Raw genomic sequence first — 1,221 nt, forward strand, 5'->3', positions numbered from 1 at the left:
AGCCGAGAGCGAACGGCGGAGACTCGTTGACCAGGTCGGTCACGGCCCAGGTCGCGACGCCGAGCGCGGGGGGTCGCCGCACCGGGACTGCCGAGAGCAACATGGCGAGGCTGATCAAGAGGACGGTGACGACGTATCCGGCGTTCACGTTCCCGCTCCAAGCCTGATCTCCCCGGCCCGGGCGGGTCGAATAGGGACGCACGGCCAGTCATCGTGGGAAGCGCGCGGATCGGGCATGGCACGAGCGTGGCCTGTGCGGTCGGTCGCCGGTAGGGACGTTGATCCCATGCTGGGAGGGACCTTCGTGCTCTGCGCTCGGACGGGATCGGTCCGGGTCAGCCCGGGCGGGACATCGGTACCCCACAACGCGGGACAGTCTCCCCTGATCACACGGTGTCGGCGATCGTAGCGTCGAGGCCATACCCGGCCTGATTAAGGAGATGTGTGATGAGTTCGCTTCGACCCGTGCCCACCAGCGTCCGGCGGAGGGTCCCGTGGATCGTGGACCTGGCCGCGGTTGTGGCGGCTGCTGTATGTGCTCTCGTCACCTGGTTCTTCGTCGTCAAGCTACCGGGTGTCGACCTCACGGTTGAGGTCGGCGGTGATCGTCAGGTGGTGAGTGTGGGGGACATCGTGTTCGCGGCGCTGGTCTCTGCTGCGTCTGGATTCGGGCTCTTGCGGTTTCTGGAGCGACGCGTGGACCGGCCGTTGCGGCTTTGGTCGGTCATTGCGGTGCTGGTTGCTGTCGCGTCGATGCTCGGCGCTGGTAGTGCGCTCACCACGTCCTCGGCGGTGGGCCTGATGTCGTTGCACTCCGTTGTTGCGGCGGTGGTCATCGTCGCCGCCTGGCGCAGTCGATCCTGACATCCGGGAGTTCTGGTCGTGGGCGCTGTGTCCCTGGTTCGGGTAGCGCTGGGGCCGCCATATCGTGACGTCATGAGACGAGGTGGTGTCGCAGCGCAGCGCAACGCCGCCGTCTTGATTTGGGTGCCGGTCCTCATGGCGAAGCCGCTTCTGGATGCTCCCGCGGGGGTGCTCGCGGGCGTGCTGAACGTGGTCATGGTCCTCTCCGCTGCTGGAGCGTGTGTCCTCGCTGTTCTGGACAGCTGGCCTTCGCCGACCTCAAGGGCGAACTGGGCCTGGTTGGCGCTGGCTGTGACCGTGCTGGCGGGTTCGTGGATGTGGAGCGCCTGGTCGCCGGTGTGGCTCCTGGTGGCCATG

2 protein-coding genes are annotated in these 1,221 nt (G+C 66.9%); both read left to right on the top strand.

What is annotated here, in order from left to right; all coding sequences use genetic code 11:
• Positions 1-465 precede the first annotated feature (465 nt).
• The gene (locus IG69_RS0119440; RefSeq protein WP_157577746.1) at positions 466-864 is read left to right on the top strand and encodes a DUF6069 family protein; all 399 of its coding nucleotides are present in this window, start codon (positions 466-468) and stop codon (positions 862-864) included.
• A gap of 72 nt (positions 865-936) precedes the next feature.
• The coding region (locus tag IG69_RS22825) for a hypothetical protein (protein ID WP_036830673.1) at positions 937-1,221 on the top strand (285 nt) is incomplete at its 3' end.

The sequence above is a fragment of the Phycicoccus jejuensis genome, from assembly GCF_000720925.1.
In the GTDB taxonomy this organism is placed as follows: Bacteria; Actinomycetota; Actinomycetes; order Actinomycetales; family Dermatophilaceae; genus Phycicoccus; species Phycicoccus jejuensis.